Source organism: Kineococcus endophyticus, assembly GCF_040796495.1.
In the GTDB taxonomy this organism is placed as follows: Bacteria; Actinomycetota; Actinomycetes; order Actinomycetales; family Kineococcaceae; genus Kineococcus; species Kineococcus endophyticus.
The window spans coordinates 1-26340 of sequence record NZ_JBFNQN010000009.1 but is presented as its reverse complement, the minus strand read 5'-3'; the positions used below and the strand labels follow the sequence as shown (position 1 = coordinate 26340).

Annotated in this window: 25 protein-coding genes; 11 read left to right on the top strand and 14 right to left on the bottom strand. The window is 74.7% G+C overall.

Annotated features, from left to right (window positions below; all coding sequences use genetic code 11):
• Positions 1–43: 43 nt before the first annotated feature.
• A complete protein-coding gene (locus AB1207_RS13705) occupies positions 44–859 on the top strand; it encodes a sugar phosphate isomerase/epimerase family protein (RefSeq protein ID WP_367638941.1) in 816 nt (271 codons plus the stop codon).
• Here AB1207_RS13705 and AB1207_RS13700 read toward each other — a convergent pair.
• Positions 856–1311: a DUF1810 domain-containing protein gene (locus AB1207_RS13700; protein ID WP_367638940.1), complete on the bottom strand. Its 456-nt coding sequence runs from the start codon at positions 1309–1311 to the stop codon at positions 856–858. The genes AB1207_RS13705 and AB1207_RS13700 overlap by 4 nt on opposite strands.
• Before the next feature lie 50 nt (positions 1312–1361).
• Here AB1207_RS13700 and serC point away from each other — a divergent pair, with 50 nt between their 5' ends.
• Entirely contained in the window at positions 1362–2513 is a 1152-nt protein-coding gene (serC, locus tag AB1207_RS13695; RefSeq protein WP_367638939.1) for a phosphoserine transaminase, read from the top strand.
• Positions 2514–2587: 74 nt separating this feature from the next.
• On the top strand, positions 2588–2887 hold the full coding sequence (locus tag AB1207_RS13690) for a DUF1540 domain-containing protein (RefSeq protein WP_367638938.1): 300 nt from the start codon (positions 2588–2590) through the stop codon (positions 2885–2887).
• On the opposite strand, the gene AB1207_RS13685 is transcribed toward AB1207_RS13690, so the two are convergent.
• Genes AB1207_RS13685 through AB1207_RS13675 form a run of 3 tightly spaced genes read right to left on the bottom strand, consistent with a single transcriptional unit; the run spans position 2872 to position 5907 of the window.
• On the bottom strand, positions 2872–4086 hold the full coding sequence (locus AB1207_RS13685) for a class I SAM-dependent methyltransferase (protein ID WP_437178939.1): 1215 nt from the start codon (positions 4084–4086) through the stop codon (positions 2872–2874). The genes AB1207_RS13690 and AB1207_RS13685 overlap by 16 nt on opposite strands.
• Before the next feature lie 31 nt (positions 4087–4117).
• Entirely contained in the window at positions 4118–5404 is a 1287-nt protein-coding gene (locus AB1207_RS13680) for an MFS transporter (RefSeq protein WP_367638936.1), read from the bottom strand.
• Positions 5401–5907, bottom strand: coding sequence for a MarR family winged helix-turn-helix transcriptional regulator (locus AB1207_RS13675; protein WP_367638935.1), 507 nt, complete (start codon positions 5905–5907; stop codon positions 5401–5403). The genes AB1207_RS13680 and AB1207_RS13675 overlap by 4 nt, the downstream gene beginning before the upstream one ends.
• A 158-nt stretch (positions 5908–6065) precedes the next feature.
• On the opposite strand from AB1207_RS13675, the gene AB1207_RS13670 reads away from it, so the two are divergent.
• Complete coding sequence (locus tag AB1207_RS13670) at positions 6066–8306, top strand: putative bifunctional diguanylate cyclase/phosphodiesterase (protein WP_367638934.1); 2241 nt, start codon at positions 6066–6068, stop codon at positions 8304–8306.
• Here the strand turns inward: AB1207_RS13670 and AB1207_RS13665 are convergent.
• Both AB1207_RS13665 and AB1207_RS13660 read right to left on the bottom strand, forming a co-directional pair.
• Entirely contained in the window at positions 8295–9476 is a 1182-nt protein-coding gene (locus tag AB1207_RS13665) for an aminotransferase-like domain-containing protein (protein WP_367638933.1), read from the bottom strand. The genes AB1207_RS13670 and AB1207_RS13665 overlap by 12 nt on opposite strands.
• 134 nt (positions 9477–9610) lie before the next feature.
• Complete coding sequence (locus AB1207_RS13660; protein ID WP_367638932.1) at positions 9611–10384, bottom strand: SDR family NAD(P)-dependent oxidoreductase; 774 nt, start codon at positions 10382–10384, stop codon at positions 9611–9613.
• A gap of 54 nt (positions 10385–10438) precedes the next feature.
• Between AB1207_RS13660 and AB1207_RS13655 the strand changes: the two genes are divergently transcribed.
• Together AB1207_RS13655 and AB1207_RS13650 are read left to right on the top strand one after the other, a co-directional pair.
• Positions 10439–10678 carry a DUF2530 domain-containing protein gene (locus tag AB1207_RS13655; RefSeq protein WP_367638931.1) on the top strand — a complete coding sequence of 80 codons (240 nt, stop codon included), beginning with the start codon at positions 10439–10441 and terminating at the stop codon, positions 10676–10678.
• A 4-nt stretch (positions 10679–10682) separates the two neighbouring features.
• On the top strand, positions 10683–11789 hold the full coding sequence (locus tag AB1207_RS13650) for a DUF4440 domain-containing protein (RefSeq protein WP_367638930.1): 1107 nt from the start codon (positions 10683–10685) through the stop codon (positions 11787–11789).
• Between the two features lie 30 nt (positions 11790–11819).
• Here the strand turns inward: AB1207_RS13650 and AB1207_RS13645 are convergent, their stop codons facing one another.
• The 4 genes from AB1207_RS13645 to AB1207_RS13630 all read right to left on the bottom strand — a co-directional run bounded on the left by AB1207_RS13645 (position 11820) and on the right by AB1207_RS13630 (position 17087).
• Positions 11820–14885 (bottom strand): sacsin N-terminal ATP-binding-like domain-containing protein, encoded by a 3066-nt coding sequence (locus AB1207_RS13645; RefSeq protein ID WP_437178948.1) that lies wholly within the window; start codon positions 14883–14885, stop codon positions 11820–11822.
• Between the two features lie 29 nt (positions 14886–14914).
• Positions 14915–15838: a DUF3027 domain-containing protein gene (locus AB1207_RS13640; protein WP_437178938.1), complete on the bottom strand. Its 924-nt coding sequence runs from the start codon at positions 15836–15838 to the stop codon at positions 14915–14917.
• Positions 15835–16224: a cold-shock protein gene (locus tag AB1207_RS13635; RefSeq protein WP_367638928.1), complete on the bottom strand. Its 390-nt coding sequence runs from the start codon at positions 16222–16224 to the stop codon at positions 15835–15837. Before AB1207_RS13635 ends, AB1207_RS13640 begins: the two co-directional genes overlap by 4 nt.
• 128 nt (positions 16225–16352) lie before the next feature.
• On the bottom strand, positions 16353–17087 hold the full coding sequence (locus AB1207_RS13630; protein WP_367638927.1) for an HAD family hydrolase: 735 nt from the start codon (positions 17085–17087) through the stop codon (positions 16353–16355).
• A 187-nt stretch (positions 17088–17274) separates the two neighbouring features.
• On the opposite strand from AB1207_RS13630, the gene AB1207_RS13625 reads away from it, so the two are divergent.
• Positions 17275–17898: a superoxide dismutase gene (locus AB1207_RS13625; protein WP_367638926.1), complete on the top strand. Its 624-nt coding sequence runs from the start codon at positions 17275–17277 to the stop codon at positions 17896–17898.
• A gap of 423 nt (positions 17899–18321) precedes the next feature.
• Here the strand turns inward: AB1207_RS13625 and AB1207_RS13620 are convergent, their stop codons facing one another.
• Positions 18322–19215 (bottom strand): LysR substrate-binding domain-containing protein, encoded by an 894-nt coding sequence (locus AB1207_RS13620; protein WP_367638925.1) that lies wholly within the window; start codon positions 19213–19215, stop codon positions 18322–18324.
• Between the two features lie 107 nt (positions 19216–19322).
• Here AB1207_RS13620 and AB1207_RS13615 point away from each other — a divergent pair, with 107 nt between their 5' ends.
• Positions 19323–20531 carry an MFS transporter gene (locus tag AB1207_RS13615; protein WP_367638924.1) on the top strand — a complete coding sequence of 403 codons (1209 nt, stop codon included), beginning with the start codon at positions 19323–19325 and terminating at the stop codon, positions 20529–20531.
• On the opposite strand, the gene AB1207_RS13610 is transcribed toward AB1207_RS13615, so the two are convergent.
• Entirely contained in the window at positions 20503–21141 is a 639-nt protein-coding gene (locus AB1207_RS13610) for a copper resistance CopC family protein (RefSeq protein WP_367638923.1), read from the bottom strand. The genes AB1207_RS13615 and AB1207_RS13610 overlap by 29 nt on opposite strands.
• A gap of 177 nt (positions 21142–21318) precedes the next feature.
• Between AB1207_RS13610 and AB1207_RS13605 the strand changes: the two genes are divergently transcribed.
• The 3 genes from AB1207_RS13605 (at position 21319) to AB1207_RS13595 (ending at position 25232) form a co-directional block, all read left to right on the top strand.
• Positions 21319–24354 (top strand): S8 family serine peptidase, encoded by a 3036-nt coding sequence (locus AB1207_RS13605; RefSeq protein WP_367638922.1) that lies wholly within the window; start codon positions 21319–21321, stop codon positions 24352–24354.
• Between the two features lie 111 nt (positions 24355–24465).
• Positions 24466–24738, top strand: coding sequence for a hypothetical protein (locus AB1207_RS13600; RefSeq protein WP_367638921.1), 273 nt, complete (start codon positions 24466–24468; stop codon positions 24736–24738).
• Positions 24735–25232 (top strand): 2'-5' RNA ligase family protein, encoded by a 498-nt coding sequence (locus AB1207_RS13595; RefSeq protein ID WP_367638920.1) that lies wholly within the window; start codon positions 24735–24737, stop codon positions 25230–25232. Before AB1207_RS13600 ends, AB1207_RS13595 begins: the two co-directional genes overlap by 4 nt.
• 103 nt (positions 25233–25335) lie before the next feature.
• Here the strand turns inward: AB1207_RS13595 and AB1207_RS13590 are convergent, their stop codons facing one another.
• Together AB1207_RS13590 and AB1207_RS13585 are read right to left on the bottom strand one after the other, a co-directional pair.
• Entirely contained in the window at positions 25336–25830 is a 495-nt protein-coding gene (locus tag AB1207_RS13590; RefSeq protein ID WP_367638919.1) for a WapI family immunity protein, read from the bottom strand.
• A gap of 165 nt (positions 25831–25995) precedes the next feature.
• A complete protein-coding gene (locus tag AB1207_RS13585; protein ID WP_367638918.1) occupies positions 25996–26145 on the bottom strand; it encodes a hypothetical protein in 150 nt (49 codons plus the stop codon).
• Positions 26146–26340 lie beyond the last annotated feature (195 nt).

Here is a 26340-nt window from a genome sequence, read left to right as displayed (position 1 = left end):
AGGTGCGGGAAAGCGCATTCCAGCGACGACGACGGAGTGGACCATGGACGCCGCGCGGCTGAGCCTGAACCAGATCACCCTCAACTCCCTCGACCTGCCCGCGGCCGTCGCCGCCTGCGAGCGGCACGAGATCGGGGCCATGGCCCTGTGGCGGGACAAGATCGCCGCGGTCGGTCTCGACCGGGCCGTCGAGCTCGTGCGGTCGGCCGGGCTGCACGTCAGTTCCGTCTGCCGCGGAGGCATGTTCACCGACCCCGCCGCCGATCCCGCGGCGGTGCGCGACGACAACCGCCGGGCCGTCGACGAGGCCGCGGCCCTGGAGGCGGACGCGCTCGTGCTGGTCTGCGGGCCCCTGCTGGACCGCGACCTCGCCGGTGCCCGCGCCCGGGTGCGCGACGGCATCGCCGACCTGCTCCCGCACGCCCAGGCCGCGGGTGTCCGGCTGGCCGTGGAACCGTTGCACCCCATGATGATCAGCGTCCGGTCGGTCGTCAGCACCCTCGGTCAGGCCCTCGACCTGTCCGACGCTCTCGGCGGGGACGCCGGCGAGGAGGTCGGCGTCGTCGTGGACGCCTACCACGTGTGGTGGGACCCCGAGCTCGAGGCGCAGATCGCCCGCGCGGGAACGCGGATCGCCGGGTACCACGTCTCGGACTGGCTGCCCGAGACGTCCGACCTGCTGCTGGACCGGGGGATGATGGGCGACGGTGTCATCGACCTGCCGCACCTGTCCGGCCTCGTCGCCGACGCCGGTTTCACTGGTCCCGTCGAGGTGGAGATCCTCTCGAAGCGCTGGTGGTCCGAGGACCCCGACGACGTGACCCGCCTGCTGCGCAAGCGGTTCGAGGAGTTCGTCTAGTCGGCGGCCCGGTCCAGCAGGTCCGTGGTCGAGGCGTCGGCGCGGCCGTCGAAGAACTCCTGCAGGACCTGCCGGGCCTGTTCGTCGCCCGCGGCGGCGAACAGGGTCGCCGAGCTGCGCAGCTTGGCCGCGTCGATCCCGCCGAACACGGTCCGGGCGTCACGGGACGGCTGCCCCAGCAGCGCCTCGCAGTTCTCGCGCCATCGCCGGGCGAGGACGGGGTGGGCGAGGTACGCGCGCGCCTCCGGCAGGCCGTGCACCGCGTAGGCGACGGACGTGGGGGAGCTGCCGAGGAGCAGCTGGGGGAACTCCCACCACATCCAGTGCGACGTCTTGCGGCCCGCGCGCAGCTCGGCCAGCGCCCGCTCGTGGGTGTCGGCGGAGGCGGACACGAAGCGTTCGAGGTCGATCTGTGCGTCGGCGCCGGCGTCGGTCGCGTCGTCGTTGGTCACGGACCCATCATGCGTGCGGGAGGCCCGCCCGGGTGCGGCAGGATGCGACCGTGACTGCTCCCGCCACCGGTCTGCGCATCCCCACCGAGCTGCTGCCGTCCGACGGTCGCTTCGGGTCCGGCCCCTCGAAGGTCCGGCCCGAGCAGCTGGAGGCCCTGACGGCGGCCGGCCGCACCGTGCTGGGCACCTCGCACCGCCAGGCGCCCGTGAAGTCGCTCGTCGGCCGCGTCCGTGCCGGGATCGCCGAGCTGTTCTCCCTGCCCGAGGGCTACGAGGTCGTCCTCGGCAACGGCGGCAGCACGGCGTTCTGGGACGTCGCCACGCTGGGCCTCGTCCGCGAGCGCGCCCAGCACCTCGTCCTGGGGGAGTTCTCCGCCAAGTTCGCCGCCGCCACCGCCGCCGCGCCGTTCCTCGCCGATCCCGTGGTCGTCCGGGGGGAGCCCGGGACGCTGCCGCGGCTCGGGGAGGTCGCCGGCGGCGTCGACGTCGTCGCCTGGCCGCACAACGAGACCTCCACCGGCGTCATGGCGCCCGTCGTGCGGCCGGCGGGGCCCACCGCCGAGCAGGGCGGTCCGCTCGTCGTCGTCGACGCCACCTCCGGGGCGGGGGGTCTGCCCGTCGACGTCGCCCAGACCGACGCCTACTACTTCGCGCCGCAGAAGGCGTTCGCCTCCGACGGGGGCCTGTGGCTCGCGGTGCTGTCGCCGGCCGCCCTCGACCGCGTGCGGGAGGTGGGGGCGACAGGTCGCTGGACGCCCGCCTCGCTCGACCTGCAGATCGCCGTCGAGAACTCCCGCAAGGACCAGACGTACAACACCCCGGCCGTGGCGACCCTGGTGCTGCTGGCCGAGCAGGTCGAGTGGATGCTCGCCCGGGGCGGCCTGGACTGGGCCGTCCGGCGGACGGCGGAGAGTTCCGCGCACGTCTACGACTGGGCGCAGCAGCGGGAGTGGGCCAGTCCCTTCGTCAGCGAGCCCGCGGCCCGGTCCCAGGTCGTCGCGACGATCGACCTCGCCCCCTCCGTGGACGCCGTCGCGGTCCAGGACGTGCTGCGCGACAACGGGATCGTCGACGTCTTCCCCTACCGCAGCCTGGGGCGCAACCAACTGCGGATCGGCCTGTTCCCGGCCGTCGAGCCCGACGACGTGCGGGCCCTGACGGCGTGCGTCGACCACGTCGCGGAACGACTGAGGAAAGCCTGACCTGCATTTCCCGAAGCGGCCAGGAAAGGCATTCCTGGCTAGCCGTGCGGGATTTCCGCGGTTACTTTCGAACCATGGCGACCGTGAACCTGGACCTGACCCCCATCCACCAGTGCTCCGCCGACGGCTGCACGTTCAACGCCTCGGCGTCCTGCCACGCCCCGGCCATCACCGTCGGGGACCACGGCGCGAACCACTGCGCGACGTTCCTCGGGATCCCGACGAAGCACTCCCCGACGAGCGACGGCCACGTGGGTGCGTGCCAGCTCTCGGACTGCTCGCACAACTCCGACCTCACGTGCACGGCCTCGACGATCGAGGTCGGGACGTCGGCCGGCGGCGGGACGGAGTGCCTGACCTACAGCGCGGCCTGAACCCCTGCGCGCACGGCGGCGAGCTCCGGTTCCAGCATCCGGGCCAGGGCCGGTGAGACGCCCCACGTGCGGGTGAGTTCGTCGAACTCGGCCAGCAGATCGGCGCGGGCGGCGGGGCGCGGCCCCGAACCGGTCCGGACCGCGCGGATCATCGCGTTGCGCGGCGTGTGCGCGGAGTCGATGAACTCGACGACCTCGACCCGGTACCCGAGGAGCTGCAGCACGAGCGAGCGCAGGGTGTCGGTGAGGACGTCGGCGAACCGCTCGCGCAGGATCGCGTGGCGGACGAGCGGGGCGCGGTTCCCGTGCAGCTGCCGCTGGACGTCGCGGTGGCAGCACGGCGCGGCGAGGACGAGGGGAGCGCCCCAGCGCACGGCCCGCGCGAGCGCCTCGTCGGTCGCGGTGTCGCAGGCGTGGAGGGCCATGACCACGTCCGGCCCGACGTCGGGCCCGCCGTCGGCGTACGGGTCCGCGCCGGCGATCGAGCCGACAGCGAACTCGAGGCCCGTCAGGCCCGCCTCGGCCGCCGCGCGGCGACCGGTCGCCACCACGTCCTCGCGCACGTCCACGCCGACGGTCGTCAGGACCTTGCCCTCGGCGCGGGCTGCGTCCCCGAGCCACCGGTGGGCCGCGAAGGTCAGGTAGGCGTTCCCGCAGCCGAGGTCCACGGCCCGCACCCGGTCGCCGGGCCGGGACAGCACGGTCGGCGCGAGCGGGGCGAGCTGGCGGACGAACGCCTCCACCTGGCGCCGCTTGTCGCCCCCGGCGCCCAGGACGCGGAACAGCGGGTCGTCGGGGTCCACGAGACGGTTCTTGGCCTTGTCGTGCCCGGCCGGTCCCGCCTCGTGCGCGGCGGCGGCGCGGTGGACCTGCGCGTCGCCCTTCTTCGTCACGCGGACCTGCACGACCTCCGTCGCCGTCTCCACGTGCAGGTTGCCGTAGGGCTGCGCGAGCAGGTCGTCGACGGCCGCGGCGGCCTCGTCCACGGGGACGTTGCGGGTCGAGACGACCGGCCCGGTGCGGGCGGTGAACTGCAGGTGCGGACCGGCCTTGAGCTGCACGGGGCGCACCTCGACCCGCTCGGCCGCCGGCGGTTCGAGGCCCTTGCGCCGTCCCGCCGCGACGGCCCGGGCCAGGTGCGGGGTGTCCAGCAGCAGGGTCCGGACGTCGGCCAGGGCGGTGGTCAGGTCGGTGGGCACGGGTTCCATTCTCCGCCCCGCCCGAGGCGGTTCACGCCGCGGCGGCATCCCGCTCGTCGTCGCGGACGGGGACGAGCCGCACGTGCGGGGACTGCTTCCACGAGTAGGTGACCCGCACCCGCGCCCGCCGCAGGAAGTACACCCCGACGAGGACGCCGACCACGGCCGAGGGGATCGAGCCGACGAGGATCGACCACTCGGGGCCGAACCGGGTGCCCATCCACCCGACGAACGGCCCGCCGACGACGGTGCCGCCCTGCATGAGCGACATGTACATCGCCATCACCCGCCCACGCATGGCGGGTTCGGTGCTCATCTGGACCGTGGCGTTCGCGGCCGTCATGAGCGTGAGCGACGCCAGGCCCATGAACGGCAGGACCACGAGGTAGAGCGCGTACGTCGGCATGAGTGCCGCGACCGAGGCCAGCACCCCGAAGGCGAAGGCGGCACCGACGACGAGCCGGTACCGGGGACGTCCCCGGCGCGCGGCCACGAGGGCACCGGCGAGGGACCCCACGGCCAGCACGGTGCCGGCGAGGCCGAACCCGGCGGAGTCGGTCCCGAACTTCACGCTCGTCATGAGCGCGCTGGTGAGCTGGAAGTTCAGCCCGAACGTCCCGATGACCCCGACGAGGACGAAGATCGCGAGCAGGTCCGGCCGGGCCCGGACGTAGGCCAGGCCCTCCCGCATGCCTCCGCTGCCCTTCGCCGGTTTCACCCGCGGCGCGCGCTGCGCGGGCCGCATGAGGTGCAGCATCACCAGGGGTGCGACGAACGAGGCGGCGTTGATGAGGAAGACCGGGCCCGTGCCGACCCAGGCGATGAGGACGCCGGCCAGAGCCGGGCCGATGAGCCGGGCGGAGTTGAAGGACGCCGAGTTCAGCCCGATGGCGTTGGGCAGGTCCTCCCGCGGCACGAGCTGGCCGACGAAGGTCTGCCGGACGGGGCCGTCGATGGCGGAGGCGGACCCGAGCAGGACGGCGAGCACGTAGACGTGCCAGAGCTGGGCGGTCCCGCTCACGACGAGGACGCCCAGGACGAGCCCGAGGAACCCCATGACGGCCTGGGTGACCATGAGCGTGCGGCGCTGGTCGAAGCGGTCGGCGATCGTGCCCGCGACGGGGGCGAGCAGCAGGATCGGGCCGAACTGCAGACCGGTGGTGATGCCGCCGGCGGTGCCCGAGCCGTGGGTGAGGACCTGGATGACGAGCCAGTCCTGGGCCACGCGCTGCATCCACGTGCCGGTGTTGGAGACGATCGCGCCGCCGGCCCAGAGGCGGTAGTCGCGGTGCCGCAGCGAGCGGAAGGTCTGGTTCACGCGCTGATCACCCGCGTGAGGATGGCGGCGGCCTCGGCCAGGGTGGCGCGTTCGGCGGGGCTGAGGTCCTCCAGGCGGCGGCTCAGCCACGCCGCCCGGCGGGCCCGGGTCTCCAGGACGACGTCGCGGCCGGCGTCGGTGACGGCGACGAGCACCTGACGGCCGTCGACCGGGTGGTCGGTGCGCGAGACGAGCCCCGCGTCGGCGAGGGCGGCGATGGTCCGCGTCATCGACGGCGGCCGCACGTGCTCGGCGTCCGCGAGTTCGCCGGGCGTGCGCGGCCCGCCGTTGACGAGCTGGGCGAGGACGGAGAACTGGCCGTCGGTGAGGTCGTCGACGCTCTTCTGGGCCCGCAGCCGCCGGGCGGTGCGCAGCAGCGACACCCGCAGGTCGACCGCGAGGCGGTCCAGGGGGGCGCCGGGGGTGTCGTGGTCGTCGACCGGGCGGTCGGTGGTGCTCACGGCGCCCGCGCCCCGGACGTCGGGGGAGGGAGATGGTGGCATGAGGACACCATAGTCCTTGCTCTCGCTAATTACCACTGCGAACGATCTGTCGAGACGCCGGTCGAGGTACCAAAGACGTGCACTCGGCGTTAGAGTCAGTCACGTTGCGTGATGAAGGGCGGGCTGTCGGCCCGCACGGCGGAGGGTGGAACCGGGAAGTGAGCGGATTGCCAGCGTCGTCGGCCACCCTGCGCGCGCGACGGGCCCGCGAGCGCGCGGCCGCGGCCGTCGCCGAGGACCCCTCGCGGGACGTGGAGGACGTGCGCCTCGGCGTCGACCTGTCAGGTTCCGCCGCCGCCGTTCCCCCGGTGGACCTCGGGGCGGCCGTCCTGCGGGCGCAGCGCCGCTTCACCGAGTGCTCGGACGTCACGGCGCTCGCCGAGGAGCTCGTCGCCGAGGTGCACGACGCCGGCTACGCGCGCGTCCTGCTGCTGGAGACCGTGGCGCGGTCCCGGCACCGCGAGCTGGAGGTGATCGCCGCGGAGGGCGACCTGCTGCTCGTCCCGGGGTCCCGCCTCGCCGGAGCCGACCTCACGCGCATGTGCCCGTCCGCCGTCGTGGAACTCGTCCCGGGCCACCCCCGCGCCCCGCGGCTCGCGGTCTGGGGCGGCGGCGAAGGGGTGGGCGGTGCCCGCTTCCCGCGGCTGGAGGTGTTGACGGCCTCGGCCGGCGCCGCCTGGCGCGCCCTGGTCGCCACGGCGGACGCTGCGCGCGCGGACCGCGAGTCCGCTGGCGCGCGGTTGCTGCTGTCCGGGGCGTTGCGCCTCGCGGGCCTGGGGTCCTGGTCGTGGAACCCGGCCAGCGGCGTCGTCACCCTCGACGACCGCCTGCGGGAGATGCTCGGCCTGCCGGCCGCCGAGCCCGACCCGGACCTGGAGACGTGGCGCTCCCGCATCCACCCCGACGACCGCGGACCCTTCACCGGCGTCGAGGACCCCGCGGCCCACGCCGGGACCTCCGCCCCGTACCCGTTCCGCGTCGCCTCCGCCGACGGCACCGAACGCACCTTCCTCGGGATGAGCGTCCCGCTGTCCACGACGAGCACCAGCGTCGTCCAGGGCCTCGTGCTCGACGTGTCCGCGGGGGAGAAGTCGACCGGCGAACTCGTCCGCCTCGCCCAGTGCGACTCCCTCACCGGGTTGGCCAACCGGTCCGTGCTCGACGTCCGCCTCGCCGAGGCCCTCGAGCGGGCGACGCCGCAGGACGCCGTGGCCCTCGTGCTGCTGGACCTCGACCGGTTCAAGCTCGTCAACGACACCCTCGGGCACCAGATCGGCGACGCGCTGCTGCGCCAGGTCGCCGTCCGCCTCGAGGACGCCGCCCCGCCCGGTGCCGTCCTGGCCCGCCTCGGCGGCGACGAGTTCGTCGTCATGGTCCCCGGCGTCAGCCGCGTGGAGGCCGCCTCGATCATGGCGCGCGACGTCCTGCGCCGACTCCGCACCCCGATGCTCCTGCCCGGCCTGCCCGAGCCGTTCGTGTGCACCTCCAGCGCCGGCATCGCCATCGGTCACGACGGGACGGCCGACGACCTGTTCCGCAGCGCCGACATGGCGCTGTACCGGGCCAAGGACGGCGGCCGCGACCGCGTCGCCGTCTACGACTCGGCCATGCGCGAGGAGGCGCAGGCCCGCCACGTCGCCGAGCACCGCGTGCGCCGTGCGTTGCGCACGGACGGGTTGCGCGTGGTCTGGCAGCCGATCGTCGACCTGCGGTCGTCCGAACTCGTCGCCGCCGAGGCGCTCGTCCGGCTCGACGACCCGGTCGAGGGCATCCTGGAACCCAAGCACTTCGTCGACACGGCCGAGGACACCGGCCTCATCGTCGACGTCGACACGTGGGTGCTGGGTGAGGTCCTGCGGCAACTGCGCGAGTGGCGGCGCGACGGGGTCGGCCTGCAGGTCTCGTTCAACGTCTCCGGCAAGACGCTCGAGCACCCCGCGTTCGCGCACCGCCTCGCGCACAGCGTCGAGTCGACCGGTGCCTCCGGCAGTTCCCTGCTCGCCGAGGTCACCGAACGCACGCTCATCGACCTGTCGACGTCGACGCGCGCGAGCCTGGGCGAACTGCGGAGCATCGGAGCCCGCGTCGGTCTCGACGACTTCGGGACGGGGTACTCCTCGCTGTCCTACCTCGACAAGTTCCCGCTGAGCTTCCTCAAGATCGACATGAGCTTCGTGCGACCCCTGGGTTCCTCCGATCGGGCCGAGGCCGTCGTGCGGGCGCTCATCAGCCTCGCCCACGCCCACGGCATGGTCGTCACGGCCGAGGGCGTGGAGACCGAACTGCAGGCGAAGATGCTGCGGGACATGGGGTGCGACCGGGCCCAGGGGTGGTTGTTCGGTCGGCCCGTGGAGGCGCACCGGCTCCCGTCCGGCCCGATCGCGCTCTCACGCCCGTAGCGCGCGGCCGAGCCGGGACACCCCCTCGGCGATGCGCTCGGGGGAGTGCGTCGTGAACGACAGGCGCAGCGTCGAACGGTCCGGTTCCCCGGCGAAGAACGACTCCCCGGGCACGAACGCGACGCCTTCGCGGAGCGCGGCCGGCAGCGACTGCGCCGAGTCGACCCCTCCCGGCAGGTCGACCCACGTGAACATCCCGCCGTCCGGGCGCGACCACGTGCTGCCCACGGGCAGCGCGTCCTCCAGCGCCGCGAGCATCGCGTCCCGGCGCGCGGAGTACGCCGCGACGACGCCGGCGACGTGCGCGTCGAGGTCGGTCGCAGCCAGGTACTCGGCGGCGGCGGCCTGGTCCACGGTGGACGTCTGCAGGTCGGCGGCCTGCTTGGCCACGACGACCGCCGGCCGGACCGCTCGCGGCAACCGCGCCCACCCGAGCCGCAACCCCGGAGCGCCGATCTTCGAGAAGCTGCCGAGGTGCAGGACGTTCTGCGCCGCAGCGGGTTGCGCGGCCAGCGCCGGGACCGGGTCTCCGGTGTAGCGCAGTTCCCCGTAGGGGTCGTCCTCGACGACCCACACGCCGTGCTCGGCGGCGAGCTCGGCGATCCGGACGCGGCGTTCGAGGGTGAGGGTCCGCCCGGTGGGGTTCGCGAAGTTCGGGACGAGGTACAGGACCGCGGGCCGACGGGTGTGGAACACCTCCTCGACGGCCTCGGGCAGGGCTCCGTCGTCGTCGCTCGCAACGCCCACGAGTTCGGCGCCGGCGAGCGTGAACGACTGCAGCGCAGCGAGGTAGCTGGGTTCCTCCACCGCCACGACGTCGCCGGGGGAGAGCAGGGCCGTCGTGAGCAGCGTCAGCGCCTGCTGCGATCCCGTCGTGACGAGCAGGTCGTCCGGGTCCGTCGGCAGACCGCGCCGCGTGAGCCGGTCCGCCACGAGGGAGCGCAACCGCGGGTCGCCCTCCGTCGCGGCGTACTGCAGGTTCCGGCGTGCCGCGGGGCCGGACAGGGCGCGGTCGTAGGCGGCACGCAGACCGTCGACGTCGAACAGGTCCGGCGCGGGCAGGCCGCCGGCGAAGGAGATGACGTCCTCGACGCCCGTGAGCGCGAGCAGGTCGCGGACGGGGGAGGAACGGACCCCGGCCAGGCGGGGGTTCAACGAGGGTGCGGTCACGACGGGCTCCCCGGGACGGTGGTGTGCGGCGGAACCGTCCCGCGCGGGCGATGGTGACGCCGGCGGGAGGACGGTGGGACGCGACCGGGGTGCGGAACGCTGGCGGGGATCCTACGCCCGCCCGGGCGTGGGGTTCAGGCCCGGTGCACGTGCGCCGCGTCGGCCTGCGCGATCGGCCGGAGGACGATCTTGTCGAGGTCGACGTGCGGCGGGCGCGTCACGGCGAAGGCGATGACGTCCGCGACGTCCTCGGCGCTCAGCGGGACGAGGCCGTCGTAGACCTTGTCGGCCGCCTCCTGCGAACCGAGCCGCACGAGCGAGAACTCCGTCTCGACCATGCCGGGCGCGATCTCGGTGACGCGGACGGGTTCGCCGAGGAGTTCCTGCCGCAGCGTCCGGACGAGGGCGTTCACGCCGTGCTTGACGGCGGTGTACCCGCCGCCGCCGGGGTACACCTCGAACCCGGCGATCGAGCCGATCACCACCACGTGCGCGTTGCCGCCGCGGCGCATCCCGGGCAGCAGGGCCTGGTGGACGCGCAGGACGCCGACGACGTTGGTGTCGTACATCGTCTTCCAGCCCTCGGGATCGCCGTGCTCGACGGTGTCGCTGCCGAGGGCGCCACCGGCGGAGTGCACGACCACGTCGACGTCACCGACCTGCTCGGCCATCGCGGCCACCGACTCCGGGTCGGTCACGTCGAGGGCGACGGCCTGGCCGCCCACCTCCTGCGCCAGCGCCTGCAACCGGTCCACCCGCCGGGCCGCCGCGATCGTCCGGAACCCCGCCGCGGCCAGCGCCCGCACCGTCGCGGCGCCGATGCCGCTGCTCGCACCCGTCACCAGGGCCGTGCGGCCGGGGGCGTTCCCGGTGTGCGGGGGGAAGGGCTGGGACGAGGAGGAGGCCATGCGCCCATCCCAGCAGACTCCCCAGCAGACCCGACGGTGGGGGACACTGGGCGCGTGCCGCTGTTCCTGCCGCCGTCGAAGGCGAAACCACCCCCGCCGCCGCTGACGACCGACGACCGCCGCGCCGTCCTCGTCGGGCTGGGCGTGTGGGTGCTGCTGCTCGTCGTCGCGCTCGTCGTGCCGGAGGTCCGGGCGACGGGGGAGGGCCGCTGGCTCGGCTCGTGCATCGCCGGGATCGTGCTCGGGCTCATCGGCCTGGCGTACGTGCACCGCCGCGAGCGCCGCTCGCGCTGACCCCGTGGCCACCTCCGAGCCGGTGGAACTGCCCGTTCCCCGGCTGCTGGACCCGGCGACAGTCTCCGAACGAGCGGCCGCCATCTGCTTCGACGCCGTCGTCAACTCCCACCGGCGCAGGGCCCCCTCGGCCGACGAGGTGCCGCGGTCCCACACCCCCGCACCCGAGGGGTTGCGGGCGGTCTTCGCCGGCCACGTCCCCGGCGAACCCACGCCGGTCGCCCACGCCACCGCGTTCCGCGCCCCCGGGCACGACCGGACCTACCTCTCCTACGGACACCGCAGCGCCCGCAGGCGCAGCTGGTTCGCTGCCCCCTTGGCCGCACCGTCGCAGCACGCGGCCGCCACCTGGGACCGCGTCGATCCCAGCGGGGACCCCGACGGGGGCATCGCACACTTCTTCGGCCACGCCGACCCGTCCGTCATCGCCGTCGTGCTCAGGACACCCGACGGCACCGAGCACTTCGCTCCCACGGCGGCGGGCCTGTGGTGGACGGCGGTCTGGCTGGACGTCACCGCGCAGGAAGCGATCGAGCGCACCTCCTGGCGAGCCGTGGCCGCCGACGGGGAGGTGCTGGCTGAGGGCACCGGCCCGCTGGGGCAGACGGTCCGCCGCAGCGAGCCAGGACGTCCGGGGAGCGGCAGCGGTCAGCCCACCCCCGACCCGTCGACACCCCACGACGAGGAGCCCGCCGGTGCCGCGGACGGCAGCACGTGGCCCCCGCCGACGGACCCCGACGTCGTGCCGGTGCTCCTGGAGCTGCAGGCCCGCGAACCGCTCCTGCACCGCCTGACCCGGCGACCGGAGGGCGGTGACCCGTACGCGTACCTGGCGGCCGACTTCATCGCCGTCGGACCCACCGGCCGGCGCCTCGACCGGGACGCCGTCGTCGGCGTGCTGTCGCGCCGCCGTGAGGCGCGCGAGCACCAGACGTGGCAGGCCGACGACTTCCACTGCCGCGCTCTGGGTGAGGACACCTTCCTGGTCACGTACGAGCTGCGCCGCGGCGGGAGGACGTCGCAGCGGATGACCCTGTGGCGGCGTGCGGCGCAGGGGTGGGAGGCGGTCCACCACCAGGGCACCGCGGTGAGGACGACCCGTCCGCGGTGACCCACCGCCGGTGCAGCCGACGCGAGCGCGTCAGCCCAGCCCCGGCAGTTCCTCCGCGAGCACCCGCGCCGCGACGGCGGTGTCGTCGCCGAGGAGTCCGGCCAGCGCCGTCCGTGCCCACCAGGCGCCCGCCGACGCCGCGAGTCCCGCGGCCGCACCGGCGACCGACGTCGCCAGGAGCTCGCCGTCCCGCACCCAGAACCCCACGGGCACGCCGTCGCACGACAGCTCCGCCACCTCGGTCCACGTCCGTGACAGGCCGGGCACGAGGGCGTGGGCGGCGGCGGGCACCCCGCGGACCGTGCCTCTGGGGTGGGTGAGCTCGCCGTCCGCGCGGTCGGAGGCGAGGTCGAGGTCGAGCAGGTCGGCCACCCGGGCGGCGTGCGTCGCCGGGACGAGCAGACGCGGCCCGAGGTCGGTGCGTTGCGCCCACACCGCGTCGTCGGGGACGACGACGTCGGCGGTGTCCGCGGCGACCGGCACACCGTCCGCACCGAGGGCGGCCAGCCGCGGGACGTCGAGCTCCGCGGCCTCGTCGACGGCGCGGGCGAGTGCGCTCCACAGGCTGAGCAGGTCGGCGGCCGACGGACCGCCGGGCCTGCCGACCTCGTGGGCGGAGCGCCGCAGCAGACCTCCCAGGTCGGCGGTGCCCGCGGTGGCGAGGTCGTCCAGGACGCCGAGCGCGCGCCGGACGGGACCGGGCAACCCGGCCAGCCAGTCGGGGGCGGGCGGCAGCCAGGCGGGGGCCGAGCCGGCCGGGTCGCGCACGACGTCGGCGCACGGACCGTGCCGGCGCAGCCACCACGCGGTGAGCCCCGGACGACGGTGCGGGCCGAGGACCCAGTCCGCCGTGATCGCCTGCGTCCCCGCCGGGTCCTCGGTCAGCGCCACGAGCACCTCGGGCCACGCGGCCGCGACGAGGTCGAGGTCGCGCACGGCGACGACCCCCTCGACGGTCGTCCCCTCCAGCGACTCGTCGACCCCCTCGACCACGTCCGCCCAGACCTCCTCGACGTACTGCGCGACGTCCGCGAGCCCCCGCTCGCCGGCCTCCTCGAGGGCGGCGGGGTCGGCGAGGTCCAGCGCGGGCAGCGCCACCAGCGCCGGTCCGGTCAGCACACCGACCGCGCGCAGGACGTCGCACCCCCACTCCTGCAGCAGGTCCGGGTGCACCGCGGTGACCTCGGCGGGGTCGTAGGCCCGTTCGGCGAGGGTGCCGGGGACGACCAGGGACCCCGCCGGGGCCAGGTCGTCGGCGTCGTCGGGCAGCGCGAGGTCGGCGAGCCACGGCAGGTCCCGCGCCACCCGGTCCGCCGTCGCCCGGTCCGGCGCGTCGGCCCCGACGACGGCCTCGACGACGGAGAGCACCGCCTCGGCGACGGCGTCGGGGTCCTCGGCGTCGGGGGAGGCGGCGACCGCCGCGCGGACGGCCGGGTCGGTGAGCAGCGCCCACGAACCGCCCTCACGGGCGCCGAGCCGCACGAGCAGGTCACGGGCGGGACCGTCGGCGACGGCGGGGTCGACGACCCGCAACCCGTGCTGCGCCAGCACCTCTGCGGTGTCCGGGTCGAGCGAGGTCGCCCCGTCCGGCAGGGCGTCGAGCAGCACGAGCCCGCGCGCCCCGTGGACGCCGCGGCCGTCCAGCAGCGGCACGGCCAGACCGCTCATCGCCTCCCGGGCCACGGGGTCGGCCGCCGCCAGCGGGGCGAGCGCGGCGAAGAGGGCGCGGCTGCCCGCGGCGTCCTGACCGGGCAGGACGTCCAGGACCTCGGCCAGGCCCATGCGCACGACGCCGAGCTCGGTCAGCACCCGGTCCGCGGTCCGCGGCGCGGCGACGAGACCGGCGAGCGCGGGCGCAAGGGCCGCCAGCAGGCTCGGGTCGTCGGCACCCGGCCCGGTGAGCGCGACGGCCGACGACGGTCGCACCGGCAGGGGAGCGCCGTCGACGCGCTCCACGCACAGCAGCAGCGGCACGTCACGCGCGCGGTCCAGGACACGGCGACGCAGCTCGGCGTCCACGCGTCCCGCGGCGGCGCCGTACGGGACGAGCTCGAGCGCGTCGCCGCCGTCCGCGGCGACGCCGGCGAGCAGCTCGCCGTAGGCCTCCGCGGCCGCGTCGAGCAGGACGTCCGTCGCCCGGCCCGGGGCGAGCCGTCGCCGGTCCGGGCCGAGGGGGAACGTGCCGACGAGCAGTGCCTGCCAGGGCAGGTCCTCGTCGGTCGGGGTCGGACTGCACAGCACGCCCGGCGCGCGCGCACCGGAGCCCTCGACGGGCAGCGCCCACGTCAGCTGCCAGCCCAGCCGGCGCCGGTCCTCCACGCCGCGGTCGGCGACGTCGGCCGGGTCGAACCGGCCGCTGCGGCGCAGCACCCGCCAGCGGTCGGTGACGTCGCCGGTGCGCACGGGCGACGCGCCGGGGCGTTCCACGACGACCTCGGCCAGCCCCGGCAGGGCCAGCAGCAGCACGTCGCCCCCGCCGGCCGCGAGCTCGTCGAGCTGGGCCTCCACGAGGGTGCGGGCGGCGGCGTCGCGCAGCGGCAGCTCGACGACCGTGTCGTGGCCGGTGGGGACGGCGGCGGCGTCGGGGGCCGGGAAGGGCAGGCGCAGCGCGGCGACGTGACCGTCGCGGGTGGCGAGCTCGGCGACGGCGCCGGGGCTGCCCGCCTGCCGCACGAGGTCGACGGAGTCGTTGCGGGAGAAGCGGACCGCGCCGTCCGTCGACCGCAGCGCGGGGGCATCGGTGACGGCCAGGACGGCGGCGAACCCGACGCCGAAGCGTCCGACGGACCCGCTCCCGTCGGCGTCCGCCTTCGCGCTCGCTCGCAGGGTCGACAGGCCCTCGACGCCGGCGGCGGTCAGCGGGGCGCCGGTGTTGGCGGCCAGCAGCGTGCCGGCTCCGCCCGCGGGGTCGTCGACGAGGCGCAGGAGCAGCCGGCCGGGCACGCCCGCCGCGGTCGCGGCGTCGGCCGCGTTCTGCGCCAGCTCGACGACGAGCCGGTCGCGGTAGGCGCCGAGGGCCGCGTCCTCCTCGGCGTTCGCGTCCTCGCGCAGCCGGGCCGGCGAGGCGTTCCAGGCCGCGAGGACGCGGTCGCGCAGCGCCGCGGTCCCGAAGGGGTCGGGCGTGGTCAGCTGGTCGCCTCGACCGTGTCGGTCTGCGTGTCGGTCTGCGTGGCGTCGTCGCCGGCAACGGTTTCCAGCGTCGACGAGCTGGAGTCGTCCACGAGCGAGGCCGTCTCGACGACCTCGAAGGCGTCGGAGGACAGGTCGTCGACGACCGTCACGGACGGCTCGTCCGGCGTCACCTCGACGTCGGTCTCGCTGTGCGCGCCGCAACCGTGGTCCACGCTCACGACGCGGCCGTCCTCGGGGGACCACTCGTTCGCGCACGCGCCGAACACCTGCCGCAGCGAGCCCGCGAGCGCGAGGAAGAAGCCGCACGTGGAGCACTGGGCCTTGGCGTTCTCGGCGATCTCGGTGCGCGGGCCGCGGTCGCCCTCGTACCAGCGGGTCGCGGCCTCGTCCCGGCCCAGCGGGGACAGCACGCGCTCGCGGCCGAGGCCCAGCTCGTGCAGCGCGACGCGGTCGAGGTCCTCGTCGCCCGTCTCCTCGAAGCCGGGTTCGAGCAGGGGATCGTCCGCCTTGCGCGGCAGGGTGTCCTGCGGTCCGACGTCGCCCGGGGCGAGCCGCTCGGCCCACGGCAGCCACACGGGCGGCTGCAGCGCGTCGTCGCCGGGCAGGAGGCAGACCTCGCTGACGGTGACGTTGCGGGCGCGGGAGGCGCGGGTGACGGTGACCGTCCAGCGCCAGCCGCGGTACCCGGGCAGCAGGCACGCGAAGGTGTGGCTGACGATGCGGTCGCCCTCGGGGACGGTGCCGAGGTGTTCCCCGACGGTGCCCTCGTCGGCGACCTCCTCGGCCGCGGCGCGGGCCAGGTCGACCGCACCGGCCGCGGCGGCGTCCAGGGTGGGCTTGCGCGGCTTGCGGACGCGCTTGGCGGTCGTGGTCCCCGGGGTGGTGGTCGTCTCGTCCTCGACCGAGTCCACGCTCACGCTCCCGCCTCCAGGTCGTCGGCGACGGCCCGCAGCACGGCGGCGGTCTTGCGCGCGCCGGAGGCGTCGGGGTAGCGGCCGCGGCGCAACGAGCCGGAGACGCCGTCGAGCAGCTTGATGAGGTCCTCGACGATCGGGACCATCTCGTCGGGCTTCTTGCGGGTGGCGCGGCTCACCGAGTGCACGGGCTCCAGCAGACGCACGGACAGCGCCTGGTTGCCGTTCTTGCCCTGCACCACGCCGAACTCCACGCGGGTGCCCTTCGAGAGGGTCGCGGTGCCCGTCGGCAGCGCCGAGGCGTGCACGAAGACCTCCTCACCGCCCTCGGCGGCGAGGAAGCCGAACCCCTTGTCGGCGTCGAACCACTTGACCTTGCCAGTCGGCACGAACTTCTCCAGCCTGCGGTGCCGGGCGCCGCGGGGGGCCGCGCGCACCGGCGGGTGCGTCCAGTGTCTGAGCGGGCCCGGCGTCCGGCCGACCGTGGGGTCGGCGGTCCGTGGGCCGTCGGTCCAGGTTAACCGGGCAGCGGTGCCGTCCGCTCACCGTTCGGCCCGGCCGCGCCGGTGCGCAGGTCCTCGACGTGAGTGGCCAGCCACTCCGGGAAGTCCGTGAGGGAGGACAGGACGACGTCGGCGCCGGCCTCGAGGAGGGCGGCCGTGTCGTGCGACCCGGTCGTGACGGCCACGGCGACCGCCCCCGCCACGGCGGCCGCCCGCACGTCGCCGGGGTGGTCGCCGACGTAGGCGGTGGCCCCGAGCTCGGCGAGCCGGACACCCTTCTCCTCGGCGAACAGGTCGCCCGCGACGTCGGCGTCGTCGACCGCTCCGGCCAGCCCCGCGACCGCCAGGACGCGGTGGACGTTGGGCGTGTGCTTGGCGCTGACGACGACGCTGCGCCCCCCGTGCGCGGCGGGTGCGGCGAGCGCGGCGGCGGCTCCGGTGTAGGGGCGGACCGAGGAGATGCCCAGGGAGGGGTAGAGGTGGCGGTACCGCGCCTGCAGGGCCTCGATCTCCTCGGCCGGTGTCCCGGGGGCCAGTCCGGCGAGGATGAGGTCGAGGGGCATCCCGGCGTAGGGCCAGGTGTCGGCCGCGGTGATCGTCACGCCCACCTCACCCAGCACGGCCCGCAACGTCGTCGCGATGCCGTCGCTGGAGTCGACGAGCGTCATGTCGAGGTCGAACCCGACGACGGGCACCGGTGCGACGCCGTCGGTGCGGGGCTCGGGCGCGGAGGCCGGCGCGGACGTCATGGGGGCGACCCTACGGGGCGCCTTCCGGGGCTGACCCCGGACGCAGGTCGGTGATCACGCGGTGAGAGGCTGCGGACGCCGGTTGCGCACCCCTGGGAGCTGCGCGAAGGTCACGGGTGCGAGGCGGTCGTGAGCGGTCGCGAGCCGCCGCCCGCCGCGCGCCGAGGATCGCTGACGAGGAGAAGGCATGGCTGAGTACACCCTTCCGGATCTGCCCTACGACTACTCCGCGCTCGAGCCCCACATCTCCGGGGCGATCATGGAGCTGCACCACGACAAGCACCACGCCACCTACGTGGCCGGGGTCAACACCGCCCTGGAGAAGCTGGCCGAGGCCCGCTCCAAGGACGATCTGGCCACGGTGAACCTGCACGAGAAGAACCTCGCGTTCAACCTCGGCGGGCACGTCAACCACTCGGTGTTCTGGCCCAACCTGTCCCCCGACGGCGGCGACAAGCCGACCGGCGAACTGGCCGCCGCCATCGACGCCGACTTCGGCTCCTTCGACGGCTTCCAGAAGCACTTCGCCGCCACCGCCCTGGGCATCCAGGGCTCGGGCTGGTCGATCCTGGCCTGGGACTCCATCGGCCAGAAGCTCATCAACGTCCAGCTGTACGACCAGCAGGGCAACCTGGCCCTGGGCCTGGTCCCGATCGTCGTGCTGGACATGTGGGAGCACGCGTTCTACCTGGACTACAAGAACGTCAAGCCGGACTACGTCAAGGCCTGGTGGAACGTCGTGAACTGGGCCGACGCCCAGGCCCGCTTCGACCGCGCCCGCACGCAGACGAACGGCCTCATCGTCCCCTGACCAGGACGCGCGCCGGACAGCGGTGAGCGAGGGGCGGGACCCGACCGGGTCCCGCCCCTTGCTGCGTCCGTGGCCGTCGCGCGGCACGGGCCGTGAGACCGGAGGTGGGAACACCCGTGGGTGGCCGTTCGGCGTCGTCGGGGCGACCGGTTCGGGACACCCACGTCTCACTCCACGTGAGTTCCCCCGTGGGTGTCCCGATGGGTGTCCTGCGGCCCGGCGCGACGTCGGACCGGGGGTGGGACCGGGGCGCGCGTCGTCCTGACGACCGGCTGGCCGGTCCGACGGCTGCCACCAGGTGGGACCGGGCGTGGGAACACCCGTGGGTGGCCGCTCGGCGTCGTCGGGGCGACCGGTTCGGGACACCCGCGTCTCACTCCACGTGAGTTCCCCCGTGGGTGTCCCCGTGCGTGCGCTGCGCCCTCACCCCGCTGCGCCTCCGGCGGGCAGGTGCCGGTCGAGCTCGGCGAGGAAGGCGCGCGTCGCGGCCGAGGCGCCGTCGCCGGCGTGCAGGACGGAGGTGCGCCGGGCCGGGCCGTCGACGACCGCGACGGTGTGCAGGCCCGCGGAACCGGGCACGGTGGACGCGGGCAGCAGTGCCGTCCCCACGCCCCGGCGGACGAGGTCGAGCACGAGGCCGACGTCGTCGGACTCCACGACGACGTCGCGCACGAGGCTGGCGGCGGCGAAGGCGGCGTCCGTCTGCCGGCGGCCACCGGTGCCGGCGGGGAAGTCGACGCACGGCCGGGCGGCCACGTCGCGGAGCCGGACCCGGCGCCGGGCGCGCCACGGGTCGTCGGCCGCGACGACGGCGACGTGCCGTTCGACCGCGAGCAGCCGCCGCTCGACCCCCGCCGGGGGTTCGGTCAGCGCCAGCCCGACGAACCCCACGTCGAGGGACCCGTCCGCGACGGCGGCGAGGGTCGCGTCGCTGCCCTGCACCACCACGGACGCCCGGACCGCCGGGTGGCGGCGGTGCAGACCGGCCACGACGTCGGCCAGCCGGACCTCCGGCAGGGTCGGCACGGTCCCGATGCGCAGGCGCCCCGCGACGGCGCCACCGGCGGCGACGACGTCCGTGCGCAGCCGGTCGAGCTCGGCGAGCACCGACCGGGCGCGGGGGAGCAGGGCGGCACCCGCGGCCGTCAGCCGGACGCGCCGGCTCGTCCGCTCGAACAAGCGGGCCCCGAGTTCGGCCTCCAGCGTCGCGACCTGGTGGCTCAGCGCGGACTGGGCGATCCCGAGCGCGGCCGCGGCGCGCGTGAAGTGCAGGTCCTGCGCGACCGCGAGGACGCACCGCAGCTGCAACGGGGTCACGGCGTACAGTCTCCCCGGAACGCCCCCACCCGTCGATCGCGGATCGCGATCGGTGCGGGTCGTCCGATCGCTTGGACAGGGGATGGGCCCCGGCGCACGATGGGCCGGTGCTGACCCGCCCGCTGCTGCTGCTCATGGCCGTCACGACCGGTCTGACCGTCGGCGGCAACTACGTCAACCAGCCGTTGCTCGACACGATCGCCACCGACCTCGGGGTCTCCGACGGCCGCGCCGCGGCGCTCGTGACCGTCGCCCAGGTCTCCTACGGGCTCGGCCTGCTGCTCGTCGTCCCGCTCGGCGACCTGCTGGAACGGCGCCGGCTCCTCGTCACCCTCGCCCTGCTGGCGGCGGCCGGGCACGCCGTGTGCGCCCTCGCCCCCTCGTACGCGGTGCTCGTCGTCGGGACGGCGGTGGCGGGCGTGTTCTCGGTCGCCGCGCAGGTCCTCGTCCCGTTCGCCGCGGAACTGGCCGAACCGGGCCGTGAGGGCCGCGCCGTCGGCACCGTGATGAGCGGGTTGCTCATCGGGGCCCTGCTGGCGCGCAGCGTGTCCGGAGCGCTGGCCGAGGTGGGTGGGTGGCACGCCCCCTACGCGCTCGTCGCGGTGGGGTTGCTCCTCATCGCGGTCCTGTTGCGCCGCAGGCTCCCGCGCAGCGTCCCGTCCGCCCCCGGCGGGTACCTGGCGACGCTCGCGTCGGGGGCGCGGCTGGTCGCCGAACTGCCGCGGTTGCGCACGCGCGCCCTGCTCGGCGGGCTGGGTTTCGCGGGCGTCTCGGTCCTGTTCGCGACGACGACGTTCCTGCTGGCCGGTCCCCGCTTCGGCCTGTCCGAGCTGCAGATCGGGCTCGTCGGGCTGGCGGGGGTGGCCGGCGCATCGATGGCCTCCCTCGCCGGCCGGATGGCGGACGCGGGCAAGGGGCAGTGGGCGACGGGCATCGGCGCCGTGGGTCTCGTCGCCACCTGGGGCCTGCTCGGGTTGTCGAGCTCGGTGTGGCTGACGTCGCTGCTGCTGTTCGTCCTCGGGTTCGGACTGGCGGACATGTTCCTGCAGGCCGTCCACGTGTCGAACCAGAACGTGGTCTACCCGCTGCGCCCGGACGCCCGGGCGCGGCTGAACTCCGTCTACATGACGACCTACTTCGCCGGCGGCGCGCTGGGGTCGGCCGTCGGCTCGGCGGCGTGGGGGGCGGGCGGGTGGCCCCTCGTCAGCGCCGTCGGCGCGGGTTTCGGGGTCCTGGTCGTGCTCGTGTGGTTCCTCGACCTGCGCCTGGAACGGTCGGGACGGGCGCTCAGCGCTGCCGGCGCCGGTACCCGATGAGCCCGCCGATGCCGCCGACCACCACGACGACGGCGATGCCGGCGGCGATGAGGCCCCCGTTGCCCTCGGAGGCGACCGGGTTGGACGGGTCGACGACCGCTGCGCTCGAGCTCGTTGAGGGGCTGGGGGAGTCGCTCGCCGTGGCGTCGGGCGCGGAGGTGGTGGGGCTGGCCGAGCCGCCCGCCGCGCCGGTCGCCGTGAACGAGAAGGTGCCCGAGACGGGGTGGCCGTCGGAGGACGTGATCCGCCAGTCGACCGTGTAGGTGCCCGCGGGGCGGGCCCCCGTGAGCGGTTCGGTGACGTCGGCGTCGACGATCTGCGGGTCCCCGCTGGAGACCACGGCCCCGTCGGGGCCGGTCACGCGGACGAGGGTCCCCAGCGCGAGCGGGGTCGAGGACATGGTGAGGACGACGGCGTCCGGGGCGGTGGCGACGGTGGCGCCGTCCGCGGGGTTGGTGGACTCGAGGCGGTCGTGGGCGGCCGCGGGGCCGGCCGTGACCAGTCCGCCGGTGAGCGCCAAGACCCCGGCCGCGGTCGCCAGCAGCGCACGGCGAGGACCCGGGCGGGTCGGGGCGGCGGTGGTGGACCGGGGGACGTCGGTGGTCGGCACGTCCCAAGACTACGGAGCGTCGGAGACGGCCGGTGTTGCGGCCCCGAGCACCGGAGGTCGTGTCGGTCTTGACGGTTCGTCCGTCACCCGATTGGCTGCCCCGCGTCACGTCTTCACCGACTGTCACACGATGCACACTTCTAGTAATCCTTCGCTCCTGCCCCGCTGGAGGCCACCGTGGTCGCCCGACGTCCACTCACCACCACAGCGCTCGCGACGGGGGTGGGGATCCTCCTCGCCGTCGCGCACGCGCTCCCTGCGACCGCCGCCCCACCCTCCGCGCCGGCGACGACCTTCGCCGACGGCAACTACGTCGTCACCCTCGCCCAGGACCCCATCGCGAACTACGACGGTTCCGTTCCCGGCATCCCGAGGCTGAAGTCCGCGGGCGGGGAGCTGGACATGACCCGGTCCACCACCCGCCGCTACCGGGACCTGCTCCTGTCGGCCCAGACCAAGGTCGCCGACGTCGTCGGTGCCAGGCCGCAGCAGCGGTTCACCGTGGCGCTCAACGGGTTCAGCGCCCACCTGTCCGCGGCGCAGGCGAAGCGGCTGGCCGCGACGGCCGGCGTCGTCTCGGTCGCCCCCGACGTCACCCGGCACCTGGCCGACACGACGAGCGAGAGCCAGGGTTCTGCCGCGGCCTCCGGCACCACCGCGTCGGCGGCGCCGACCGCAGCGTCCACGAGGACCACCGCCGACTACCTCGGCCTCACCGGCAAGGGCGGTGTGTGGGACCAGCTCGGCGGGGTCGCCCAGGCCGGCCGCGGCGTCGTCGTCGCCGACCTCGACACCGGCCTGTGGCCCGAGCACCCGTCGGTCGCGGGCGCGAAGCTGCCCACGAAGGCACCCGCGAACGACCCCTACGGGCCGTACCGCAGCGGGTCCACGATCCGCATGACCAAGGCCGACGGCGGCACCTACACCGGGATCTGCCAGACCGGCCAGCAGTGGAGCGCCTCGAACTGCTCGACGAAGGTCGTCGGGGCCCGCTCCTTCAACGAGGGTTTCCTCCAGGCGCAGGCCCTCGCGCCGGAGGAGTTCGACTCGGCCCGCGACAGCGACGGGCACGGCACCCACACGGGCACGACCGCCGTCGGCCGCAACGGGGTGCCCGCGACGATCCAGGGCGACTCCTACGGCGACGTCACCGGCATCGCGCCCGCCGCCGCCCTCGCCGTCTACAAGGTGTGCTGGACGGGCGAGGACGGGCAGAACGGCTGCCAGACCTCCGACCTCGTCGCCGCGATCGACCAGGCCGTCGCCGACAACGTCGACGTCATCAACTACTCCATCGGCTCCGACCCCTCGCCCGACCCGGCCGACCCGGTCGAGCTGGCGTTCCTGTCCGCGGCCTCCGCGGGGATCTTCGTGTCGGCCTCGGCCGGGAACTCCGGGCCGGCCGCCTCGACCGTCGACCACCAGAGCCCCTGGGTGACCACCGTCGCCGCCGCCACGTCCGTCCTGCACGAGGGCACGGTCGTCCTCGGGGACGGCACCAAGCTCGTCGGTGCGCGCCTGCAGCAGAAGCCGCTGGCCTCGGCCCCGATCGTCCTGGGGTCGGCCGTGCGGATCCGGCAGGCACCGGCCGACGACGCCGACAAGTGCCTCGACGGCTCGCTCGACCCGGCCAAGGCCAAGGGCAAGATCGTCGTCTGCGAACGCGCGATCACCGCCCGCGTGGCGAAGTCCGCCGAGGTCGCCCGGGTCGGCGGGGTGGGGATGGTCCTCTACAACCCCGTCTCGAACTCCCTCGAACCCGACGCGCACTCCGTGCCCACGGTCCACCTCGACACCACCGCAGGCCAGCGCGTCGTCGCGTACGTCCGGGGGAACCGGAACGCCACGGCCTCCTTCCAGGTCGGCAACACCACGGGCCGCGCGACGGCGACGCCGCAGATATCGGCGTTCTCCTCGCGCGGTCCGGCCCTCGTCGACGACGGCGACGTCCTCAAGCCCGACGTCACGGCGCCCGGTTCCGGCGTCATCGCCGGGTACTCGCCGGTCGCCTCGACGAACGGCAAGGACCTGTTCGCCCCCGAGTCGGGCACGTCGATGTCGGCCCCGCACGTCACCGGGCTCGCGGCCCTGTACATGGCGGCGCACCCCGAGTTCACGCCCATGATGGTCAAGTCGGCCCTCATGACCACGGCGCGCGACATCGTCGGGTCCGACGGCAAGGCCGTCCGCAAGGTCCTGTCGGCCGGGGCGGGTTTCGTCGAGCCGACGAAGATGTCCTCGCCCGGTCTGGTCTACGACTCCACGCCGGTCGACTGGCTGAGCTGGCTGGAAGGTTCGGGCGTCGACACCGGGACCGGTCTTCCCGCCGTCGACCCGAGCGACCTCAACCAGGCCTCCATCGCGGTCGGCGACCTCGTCGGGACCCGGACCGTGACCCGGTCGGTCACGGCGGTCACCGGCGGGCTGTACTACGCCAAGGCCTCCGTCCCCGGGTTCGACGTCCAGGTGCAGCCGAGCGTCCTGAACCTGCAGCCGGGCCAGACCGGCCAGTTCCGGGTGACGTTCTCGCGGACCACCGCGCCGGTCGACCAGTGGTCCTCGGGCTGGCTGACGTGGACCGGCGGTCAGCGCCTCACCGTCCGTTCGCCCGTGGCGCTCAAGCCGCTGACGCTCGGCGGTGTGCCCGCGGACCTCACGGCCCCCGCGGCGGCGTCGGGTTCGGTCCGCGCGACCGTGCTGCCGGGCACGACCGGTGCGCTGGACCTCACGGCCACGGGTCTGGTGGCCGGGGACACCCGCAGCGGTCGCGTGCCCGTCGGCGACGTCCGCGAGTTCCCGGTCACGATCCCCGAGGGGACGACGTTCACCCGCTTCGACCTCGTCGGGCAGGCCGGGTCGGACGTCGACCTGTTCCTCTACACCGACGGTGGAACCCTCGTCGCGCAGTCCGCGACGACCGCCGCCGACGAACGGATCGACGGGTTCGTCGAACCCGGCCGGTACGTGCTGCAGGTCTCCGGCTACACCGGGGCCGGCGGGGCCTCCGACGTCGGGTACTCGGTGACGTCGTACGTCCTCGGGGCCGGCGCCGGGGCCGGCAGCTTCACGGTCCGTCCGGACCCGCTGCAGCTGACGCAGGGCCGCCCGGCGACCGTCACCGCGTCGTGGAAGGGCGTCGACCCGTCCAAGCGGTACCTCGGGACGATCGCCTACGGCGACACCCCGCTGCGGACGGTCGTCACGGTCGGCTGACCCGGCGCGACCCCCTCGGACCACGGCCCGGTCACCTCTCGGAGGTGGCCGGGCCGTGCCGCGTGCGGGGCGCGAGCGGCCCCGTGGGAGGACGCGTGGCACAGTGGCCCGGTGCAGCAGCCCGGGAACCCGCGGGGGAACCAGCCCACGAACCAGCCCACGAACACGGGTGCCATCGGCGGGGTCGTCGCCTCCCTGGCGGGCCTCGTCGTCTCGCTCGTCATCGCCCCGCTGTCGATCGTCATGGGCCTCGTCGTGGTGGGCTTCGCGGTGCGGGCGCTGCGCGCCGGGCACCCCGACCGCGGGTGGTGGACGGCCGGCCTCGCGCTCTCCGTCGTGTGCGTCGTCGTGGGGGTCGTGGCGACGGCCGTCGTCGTCCTGTGAACCCGTTCATCGTCGCCGCCGAGGTCGACGAACCCACGCAGGACGCCCTCGACCGTCTGCGCCGCAGACACTTCCCGCCCGAGCGGAACCGGCTCGCGGCGCACCTGACCCTGTTCCACGCCCTCCCGGGCGACGCGCTCGGCGACGTGCTGGACGCCGTACGCCGGGCCTGCGCCCGGCCCGCCCCGACGGCGGAGGTGACGGGCGTGCGGTCCCTGGGGCGCGGCGCCGCGCTCGTCGTCGCGAGCCCCGGCCTGGTCGCCGCGCGGGCCGCCGTGGCCACGGACTTCGCCGGCCGGTTGACCCGTCAGGACGGGCACGGGTTCTCCCCGCACGTCACGGTGCAGAACTTCGTGGATCCGGCCACGGCCCGCGCCACCGTGGAACGGCTCAGCGCGGAGATCACGCCGTGGGAGTTCACCGTCACGGGCCTGGCGGTGCACCGCTACGCGGGGGGCCCGTGGGACCACGTCGAGACGGTCCCGTTCGAGTAGGGCCCTCAGTGGGTCGCTGGTGGCCGTCCTCGCTCGGACCGCGGGATGCGCGTGACATCAGCGGCGGGCGGACCGTGTCCATCGGGATCGATCTCGGCCCTTGTCAACGAGGTGGGAAGGTCGAGATGTCACGGTTCCACTGTGTTGCGGCTGCCCGTAGCTGACGCTGGTCGAGCTTGAGGAGAACGCTGTACTCGTAGAGCCTGGGCCCGGTCTCCCTCGTCCAGCCGGCCTTGCCCGCGACCGCCTCCAGGGAGAGGTGGACACGCAGCACGGTCTCCCCGTCGATCACCGAGGCCACGCTGAAGGCGAGGTTCGGCTCGGTGAAGGCGAGCACGTCCGCAGCGTCCTGGCCAGGGTTGTCGGTCGGCTCGACCCTGCCCCGGGCAGTTCTCTTCAGCCAGCGGTGCAGTTCGCGGGCCTCCCAGGTCGTGAGGCTCGGGTCGTGGAACGTCCACGACTCGCCGGCGGCAGTGTGCACCTGTCCGTGGACGATGAGCCAGTTCGCATCCCAGTCGCCGGGGGTGTTGGTCGCCGGGTACTCGTAGCCGGTGGGGCGCAGCTCGAAGGCGGCGCCGTCGGTGGAGGTGAACTGCACCTGACGATGGTCCCGCACCTGAGTGGAGGAGGACGCGATTCCCTCGACCGTGGAGGTTCAGCAGCAGACGTCCACGACCACACGGTCGACGTCCTGTCCGCGAAGTCGTCGAGCGCGTGGAAGGCGAGATGACCGTGTGGTTGGCCAGAGGGCAGCTGAGATGCCCTAGGAGGAGGGCGAGCCCTCCCCGCGTCGGAGCAGGTGCACCTCGTGGACTGCGGTCGCGATGGATCCGGCGCCGGCGATGGCCGCCGGGATGCTCAGCCACCAGCCGAAGTGGTTCAGCCAGGCGAGCAAGGCCAGGGCAGGCATCATGATCGCCAGGATGACGTGGACGGCGACGAAGGCTCCGTGCTTGGGGGCAGTGCCGCGCTTCCACCGGGGGGTCTGCCCCCAGTCTCGTTGACCCTCGTCGTTAGGGGCGGTCAGGCCGCGGCAGCGGCTTGAAGAAGTGTCTCGTACTCGATGGGGGTCAGGCGACCGAGCGCCTGCTGCCGGCGACGGCGGTGG